This is a genomic window from Psychrobacter sp. SHUES1 (assembly GCF_001652315.1).
Lineage (GTDB): Bacteria > Pseudomonadota > Gammaproteobacteria > Pseudomonadales > Moraxellaceae > Psychrobacter > Psychrobacter faecalis.
On sequence record NZ_LXWA01000030.1, the window covers coordinates 41195 to 49402 of the forward strand.

Below are 8208 nucleotides of genomic sequence, written 5' to 3' on the forward strand. Positions count from 1 at the left end.
AAGGGGTGAGTGGGGACGTTAGTTTGCAGGTAATAAACTAAGCGTCGCCTATTTTACACCCCTTGTTACCGATAAGGCCAATTTACGACTAACGTACGACTTGAATAACTACGACTCGAGAAGATACGATTGAACCTGCCTGTTTTTATTTAACCTGTGACTCCCGAATAAGCTTATACAGCTTGGGCGGCGATAAACGATTGACTCTAGTGGCAAGTTTTTCTTTATTGCCAGCAACGATGATATATTCTTCACCCTTAGTCAGGGCTTTGACGACCTGTTTGGCAAAGGCGGTCGCCGTCAGTCCTTTATTGGTGGCGTCATCCATCGTCCCCTGCGCGCTACCATCACCAGTTAAAGCATTGATAGAGATATTGGTTTGAATAAATCCTGGGAATATGGTCGCCACCTCGATACCTTGGTCATGCAATTCTGCACGCAAGCTGTTTGCCCACATATGGATAGCCGCTTTGGCAGCTCCGTAAGCGCCGCGGTACTGAGTACCAAGTAACCCTGCCACGCTCGATACCATGACAATTTTGCCGCCACCTTGCGCAATCATATCGGGCAATACCAATCTGGTCAGCCGCGTTTGCGCGAAATAATCTATCTCCATCAGCTTACGCTCAATTTCCTCAGTCGTTTCCATAATAAGCGCCCGTTGACTGATACCGGCATTATTAATCAGCCAATCCACTTTTCCAGTTTGGGCTTTGATTGTTTCATAGGCTTCTTTTGCTTGCTTAGCATCGGCGATATCAAAGGAGACAACGATATGTTTTTTGCTGTTTTTACAGCGACTTTTAACCGCTTCTAATTTATCCTTGTCACGGCCACTTAAAATAATGCTGGCACCGCGTTTGGCAAAGGCAATTGATAATGCTTCGCCGATACCGCTAGACGCGCCGGTAATCCAAATGGTCAAATCTTTCACTTTGGTTTTCATAAGAATCCTTTCTGATTAAAAAATGGTTGATTTAGCGCATAAAAAAAGAGCCTCCAATGAGACTCTTAATTTATCATATATTTTTAGCTTAACGATACTTGTTGAATAAATAGGTGTTATCAACTGATTTAAATAATCTGCTTAACCACCAAAATCATCAAGCATTATGTTTTCATCTTCCACGCCCAAGCTGTGTAGCATGTCGATAACCGCCGCGTTCATCATCGGTGGCCCGCACATGTAGTATTCACAGTCTTCTGGGTTTGGATGGTCTTTAAGATAGTTTTCAAGCAGCACGTTATGGATAAAGCCGGTTGGACCTTCCCAATTGTCCTCAGGGAGAGGGTCAGACAAGGCCACATGCCACTCGAAGTTATCAAACTCTTCTTCTAGTTGGTCATAATCTTCAACGTAGAACATCTCACGAATCGAGCGCGCGCCATACCAAAAGCTAATCTTACGCTTGGTATTTAAGCGTTTGAGCTGATCGAAAATATGCGAGCGCATCGGCGCCATACCTGCACCACCACCAACGAAAATCATTTCAGCTTCGGTGTCTTTGGCAAAGAATTCGCCATAAGGACCAGAAACCGTCACTTTATCGCCAGGGACGAGGCTAAATACCCAAGAGGACATTTTGCCCGGTGGTATACCATCAGGGCCGCGAGGCGGTGGACTGGCGATACGGATATTAAACTTAATAATGCCTTTCTCGTCTGGATAGTTGGCCATTGAGTAAGCACGAATCACTGGCTCATCAACTTTCGACACATATTTGAAAATATCGAACTTTTCCCAATCTTCGCGGTATTCTTCGTCAATCACAAAGTCTTTATAATGCACTTCATGCGGCGGCGCTTCTAACTGTACATAACCCCCGGCGCGGAAATTAACTTCCTCGCCTTCTGGAATTTTAAGCACCAACTCTTTAATAAAGGTGGCAACGTTATCATTCGAGACAACTTCACATTCCCACTTTTGTACATCAAAAAACTCAGGGTCAATCTCGATTTTCATGTCTTGCTTTACCGCAACCTGACAGGCAAGGCGCATGTGGTTACGGATTTCGCCTTGGGTAAAATACCCAGTTTCGGTGGGCAAAATAGAGCCGCCCCCTTCGATAACGCGGCAACGACACTGCGCGCACGTACCACCGCCACCACAGGCTGAAGATAAGAAAATACCTTCGCTTGCCAATGTTTGTAGCAGTTTTCCGCCCGCGGGTGTCACGACGTCATTATCGGGATTATCGTTGATATGGATAGTAACATCGCCTGAACTGACCAATCTTGAGCGCGCCGCCAAAATAATGGCAACGAGACCCATGATGATCACGGTAAACATAGCAACGCCACCAATCGCCGTAGCGTAATCCATGGTAGGTATCCTTAATCTATGGAGTAGGGGAGCGAAAAAACGTCTTTGCGTTTTTTGAACCCCTACCGAATAAATGAATTAAATAGGTCAAAGTGCTAAATAGGGTTTAAGCTTAGCGGTTTAAATTGACATACCGCCGAAAGACATAAAGCCAAGTGACATCAGACCAACCGTGATAAAAGTAATACCAAGACCACGCAGCGGTGCTGGAATGTCTGAGTATTTTAGCTTTTCACGGATACCCGCCAAGGCGGTAATCGCCAATGCCCAACCGAAGCCTGCGCCGACGCCGTATACCATCGATTCACCGAAGTTATAATCACGCTCAACCATAAACAGTACGCCACCTAAGATGGCACAGTTGACGGTAATCAGTGGCAAAAACACCCCAAGGGCGTTATACAGACTTGGGACGAACTTATCTAAGAACATCTCTAAAATCTGTACCACAGCGGCAATCAAACCGATATAACTGAGTAGACCCAAAAAGCTTAAGTCGATATCAGGGAAACCTGCCCATGCCAGCGCACCATTTTTTAAGATGAACTGAAACAAAAGGTTATTTAGCGGTACGGTAATCGCCATCACGACGACCACAGCGACCCCAAGACCAATCGCGGTGGAGACCTTTTTTGATACCGCCAAAAAGGTACACATGCCTAAGAAGTAGGCCAGCGCCATATTCTCGATAAAGACCGAGGTTATAAATAAACTGACATAGTGTCCCATTAGTGACCGCCTCCTTGTGCCATGCCTTTAGATTGCGGCTTCATTACAAATTCAGCTTCTTCGACCTGTTCAGGTTTCCAAGTACGGATAATCACAATGAACAGAGCGATAATAAAGAACGCTGACGGTGGCAATAGTAATAGACCATTTGGTACGTACCAACCACCATCGTTAGCGGTTTGCAAAATGGTAATACCGAACCAGCTGCCTGCGCCCAAAATCTCACGCACACTCGCGACAAATAACAGTACTGCCGAGTAACCAAGACCGTTACCAATACCGTCTAAAAAGCTTGGTACTGGTGGATTGCTCATGGCAAATGCTTCGGCACGGCCCATCACGATACAGTTGGTAATAATCAAACCAACGAATACCGACAAACCTTTACTGACGTCATAAGCGACCGCTTTTAAAATCTGGTCAACCACAATAACCAATGACGCAATAATCGTCATCTGCACAATAATACGAATGCTTGAAGGGATTTGCTTACGGATAATAGAGATAAAAAAGCTTGAGAATGCGGTGACCAAGGTCAACGCCACACTCATCACCAGCGCATTCGCCACACTGGTAGTAACCGCCAACGCCGAACAAATACCTAAGATTTGCAGGGCAATCGGGTTATTGTCAAAGATAGGCGAGGTTAAAATCGTTTTTGTATCAGCCATGTTATGCCTCCTTGCCGTGTGCTGCTGGCACTACTGCGACCAGTTCGGTTGCGGGATGCGTCTGCTGTTGATGTAAGTTCTGACCCAGTTTTTTATACGGACTTTGATTGGCTTTGACTTCTGCATCCGCCAATGTTTTACCGCTCTCTTCACGCAGATGATCTAGATAAGGTTTATAACCTTGCTCACCGAGCCAAAACTGAATCATGTTACTGACGCCGCGACTGGTCAAAGTAGCACCACTGATACCATCTACCCAGTTGTCTTTTGGATTACCGGCTTTGGTCACACCCGTTGCTACTGCGCCGTTTTCGTCATAAGAATGAATGCCGCTCCACATGGCGCGCCACTCAGGCTCTTCGATACGAGCACCTAGACCTGGGGTTTCTTTATGCTCATAAAAACTGATACCTTTGATGGTATTCATATCGCTCTCAAGCGTTAAGAAACCATAAATCGTACCCCATAGACCATAGCCTTGAATAGGCAGCACCACCATTTCAGGTTGTCCAGCGTCATCACTTTTGACATAGACTTTGGCATATTTAGGAACACGGCCGATACCAGCAGGGTCATTACCGCCCAAATCTTCGCTTAGCGCCTGATTTTTGGTCGCTTGACTGGCATCGTACGCATTGCGATCGGGAATGCCAGCGGCTTTTAGCGCGTCGTCATCGAGGTAATCGCCTTTATTAAGGTCAACGATCTTTACCTCAAAGTCTTTAAAACGCTCGGCCACATCTTCATTGGTATCAGACGCCGGGTCAAACATACCGGCGGCAACTAAGATATTTTTGTTACGGTCTAAGCGCGCGTTTTCAACTTGCGCTGGTTTTAAACCAACAGCCGCCGCTGAGACCAATACAGAACACACCAAGCATAGCGTCAACGCCACGCTGATGGTTTTTGCATTATTACTTTTGGGCTTGGACATAACGAACCCTCCGTGCTGTTTGGCGCTTGATATTGGCTTGCGTCACAAAGTAATCAAATAGTGGCGCAAATAAGTTGGCGAATAAAATGGCAAGCATGATGCCTTCTGGGAAGGCTGGGTTGACGACGCGAATAAGTACGGTCATAAAACCAATCAAAATACCATACGCCCAGCGGCCTTTATTGGTGTGCGCAGCTGATACAGGATCGGTTGCCATAAACACCGCACCAAAGGCAAAACCGCCGATGACTAAATGCCAATAAAACGGCAAGCTCATCATCATATTGTCTTCAGAACCAACCATGTTAAAGACTAGCGACGTGGCGATTAGACCCACCACACAACCTGCCATGATGCGCCATGAGGCAATGCGCGTCCAAAGTAGAACCACTGCACCTAGCAAGATAGCCAGCGTCGATACTTCACCGATACTGCCTTGCATATTACCTAAGAAAGCATCCGTCCACGTGATGGCATTGCCATAAACATCAACGAAGTCTTCTGGGACGACGCCAAGCGCAGCAAGTCCAAGTGGCGTGGCTCCTGAGAAACCATCAACCGCCGTCCATACTGAGTCGCCTGACATATAAGCTGGATAGGCAAAGTATAAGAACGCACGACCTGATAGAGCAGGGTTCAAGAAGTTTTTACCCGTACCGCCAAAGACTTCTTTTGCCACAACCACACCAAAGATGATACCTAAGGCTACTTGCCATAAAGGAATATCTGGTGGAAGACAGAGCGCAAATAGCACAGAAGTCACAAAGAAACCTTCGTTAACTTCATGGCCGCGCACGACAGCAAAGATAATCTCACAGAGAATACCGACCGCAAAGGTGACGATATAAATCGGTAAGAACTGCATGGCCCCGTAGACAAAGCTTGCCCAGATACTGTCTGGATTGTAGCCCGCCATACTGGTGATAACGGTACGCCAGCCTTCAGGCTGTAAGCCAAGCTGCGCAATCGCTGTTAATGCTTGATGACCGATGTTATACATACCCCAAAACATCGCAGGGAAGGTACATAACCAAACGGTAATCATAATACGCTTAAGGTCGATACCGTCGCGCACGTGTGAGGATGCGTATGTCGTTGAGCCTGGTTGACGTAAAAACGTATCAAACATCTCAAAGATAGCGTAGTACTTTTCGTGTTTGCCACCCTTGGTGAAAGACGGCTCCATACGATCGAACATATTGTGTAAAAATTTCATCGTGGTTAGCCCTCCAGCTCAATGCGCGTTAAGTTGTCACGCAAAATATCGCCGAATTCATATTTGCCAGGAGATACAAAGGTGCATAATGCCAAATCTTCTTCGTCCAATTCAAGTACGCCCAAATCGACAGCGCTAACGATGTCTTCGACAATCAAAGCGCGCAGTAGCTGCGTTGGCAGATAGTCTTGAGGCATGACTTCTTCATAGACGCCAATTGGCACCATCGCCCGCGGTGAGCCATTGCTCGAAGTGGTAAAGTCATATTTTTTACCACCAAAAAACTGCGAGATATAGATAGGCAATTTAGAGAATCGATTGGCACCAGCGGTAAAGAAGTGAAACGCTGGACGTTCACGACCTTCGGTTAGCGCACTGATTTGATTATGAAAGCGACCAAGATAATTGGTATTGCCAAACACTTTGCGACCTGAAAGCACAGAACCCGAGATGATACGGTTCTCGCCAGCTGTAAGCTCACCTTTGGTCAATGCTGCGATATCTGCACCGCGCTCGGTGACCACCAAATGCGGGTTTTTAACCGCAGGGCCAGCGAGGCTAAGCATACGGCGCGTATATAAACGACCAGTAGTAAACAGCTTACCAATGGCAATCACGTCTTGGTAACCAATCGTCCACACGGTCACGCCGCGCATGATAGGATGCAAAAAGTGGATGTGCGTGCCAGCCAGACCAGCAGGATGTTTGCCAGCAAAGCTATGATACTCAGTGACATTATTAACCGCCGTTTTGGCAACTGGCGTCAACTGGGCATCGCCGTGATGGCAGACAAAGGTCTTGGGGCTGAGGGTTGATAATACAGCAAGTCCGTCATTGAACGCTTGAAGCTGCTCATTAATCAGCAACATCGGGTCGAACGCTAGTGGATTGGTATCCATAGCGGTGACAAAGATAGCGTGCGGACGGGCACCGATATCAGGAGAGCGGCTATAAGGACGCGTACGAAATGCGGTCCATTCGCCAGAGGCAAGCAGTTGGGTTTCAACGACTTCAGAATCTAGGTCAGCAAGTTGCTGGGAGTCGTAGCGCTGAAATTCTACTTCTTCACCGTTTGGGTCGACCGCAATCACAAGACTTTCAAAAACACGACGCTCACCGCGATTGACGGCGATGACCTTACCAGCAGCAGGAGCAGTATAGATAACGCCGACCCGTTTTTTGTCTTCAAAAACGGGCTGACCTTTAGCTACGATGTCGCCTTCTTTGACATTCATCGTGGGCTTCATGCCCACATAATCATAGCCAACAAGTGCTACATAGGCGGGTCTGTGCTCAGATATCTCGCGGGAGGGTTCACCAGTGATGGGTAAATCCAAACCTTTTTTGATGGTAATCATAAGCGAAAACTTAGTCCATAGTCTAAAACGATACCAGACGTCCTGTTTGGTATATCGGCAGCATGACTAACAGCGTCATTAATAAAGTGCTTTAGCAAACCCAAAAAAGGGCGTGAAAAAGTACTCTAGACATGACACATCATCATAACTACAAGTAAGAGTATTAACGCTGACCTTAGACTCCTTAACAACACGTTAATGTCTTATTCGAATGACCAAAGTGACGACTGGCTACCAAGGTGTATCGTAAAACTCTCAAATCTAACAGTATCCTCAACGAGGAGGACAGTAGATAAAAGACAGTTCTACCATACGATTTATTAAAATCTTAAAATTTGTCGTATCAGAAATCATAGGGTTGTTGCAATTTAAGCAGCGCTGTTCATTTGAGTGAATATAAATGAGGCATCAGTGATTTGTTCATACTTTGCGAAAGCTGTCTTTGTGAAAGCTATCTAAGTGCTGGTTAATGACCTATGATTACAGGGTAAACTCAATTACTTGATAAGCTCAGCATTAATTTGACTGCCAATACAAAGCTCATATTTACCTTATGCTGATTGCAATCGTCAATAGGTAGCAGACGATTAGGTTTTATCATACAAATACAAATTTACCTAGGATTATACGCTAAACTGACCTAAAATTGCCAGTTGGTAAGTGAATTTACCTAATGTTACGAGTGATTCCTTCTGCTAAAACTTATGGTTATGATTATTGGTTTTCTGCCATTTTTAACTCGTATTATGATTTGCCACTGCCATTTTTACTATTTAATGAATTTGTCCTAACCGTCGCTTTTAACATCTTAGCGCAGAATTCTCCCACCTCTAAGGTGGGGAGATGAATGCGTTGTTAGTAACTACTCCTACAACCTGTTGTATAATAATTATGCAACCAACTAACAATAAATATCTCATGCCAAAGCAGATCCTAAAAGCCCATAAAATCAGGCTATATCCGACTGATGAACAGCA

General features: G+C 45.7%; 7 protein-coding genes. All 7 read right to left on the reverse strand.

Annotated elements, in window-relative coordinates; all coding sequences use genetic code 11:
• Nucleotides 1–145: 145 nt before the first annotated feature.
• The 7 genes from A7325_RS02650 to A7325_RS02680 all read right to left on the reverse strand — a co-directional run bounded on the left by A7325_RS02650 (nt 146) and on the right by A7325_RS02680 (nt 7231).
• Nucleotides 146–946 carry an SDR family NAD(P)-dependent oxidoreductase gene (locus tag A7325_RS02650; protein ID WP_068404378.1) on the reverse strand — a complete coding sequence of 267 codons (801 nt, stop codon included), beginning with the start codon at nt 944–946 and terminating at the stop codon, nt 146–148.
• Nucleotides 947–1087: 141 nt separating this feature from the next.
• Nucleotides 1088–2323, reverse strand: a complete 1236-nt coding sequence (gene nqrF, locus A7325_RS02655; protein ID WP_068404380.1) for an NADH:ubiquinone reductase (Na(+)-transporting) subunit F — start codon at nt 2321–2323, stop codon at nt 1088–1090.
• A 120-nt stretch (nt 2324–2443) separates the two neighbouring features.
• Nucleotides 2444–3052, reverse strand: a complete 609-nt coding sequence (gene nqrE / locus A7325_RS02660; protein WP_068404382.1) for an NADH:ubiquinone reductase (Na(+)-transporting) subunit E — start codon at nt 3050–3052, stop codon at nt 2444–2446.
• On the reverse strand, nt 3052–3723 hold the full coding sequence (locus A7325_RS02665) for an NADH:ubiquinone reductase (Na(+)-transporting) subunit D (protein WP_068404384.1): 672 nt from the start codon (nt 3721–3723) through the stop codon (nt 3052–3054). Before A7325_RS02665 ends, nqrE begins: the two co-directional genes overlap by 1 nt.
• A 1-nt stretch (nt 3724) precedes the next feature.
• The gene (locus tag A7325_RS02670; protein WP_068404386.1) at nt 3725–4657 is read right to left on the reverse strand and encodes a Na(+)-translocating NADH-quinone reductase subunit C; all 933 of its coding nucleotides are present in this window, start codon (nt 4655–4657) and stop codon (nt 3725–3727) included.
• On the reverse strand, nt 4638–5873 hold the full coding sequence (locus A7325_RS02675; RefSeq protein WP_068404388.1) for an NADH:ubiquinone reductase (Na(+)-transporting) subunit B: 1236 nt from the start codon (nt 5871–5873) through the stop codon (nt 4638–4640). Before A7325_RS02675 ends, A7325_RS02670 begins: the two co-directional genes overlap by 20 nt.
• A 5-nt stretch (nt 5874–5878) precedes the next feature.
• Nucleotides 5879–7231 carry a Na(+)-translocating NADH-quinone reductase subunit A gene (locus A7325_RS02680; RefSeq protein ID WP_068404390.1) on the reverse strand — a complete coding sequence of 451 codons (1353 nt, stop codon included), beginning with the start codon at nt 7229–7231 and terminating at the stop codon, nt 5879–5881.
• Nucleotides 7232–8208: the final 977 nt, after the last annotated feature.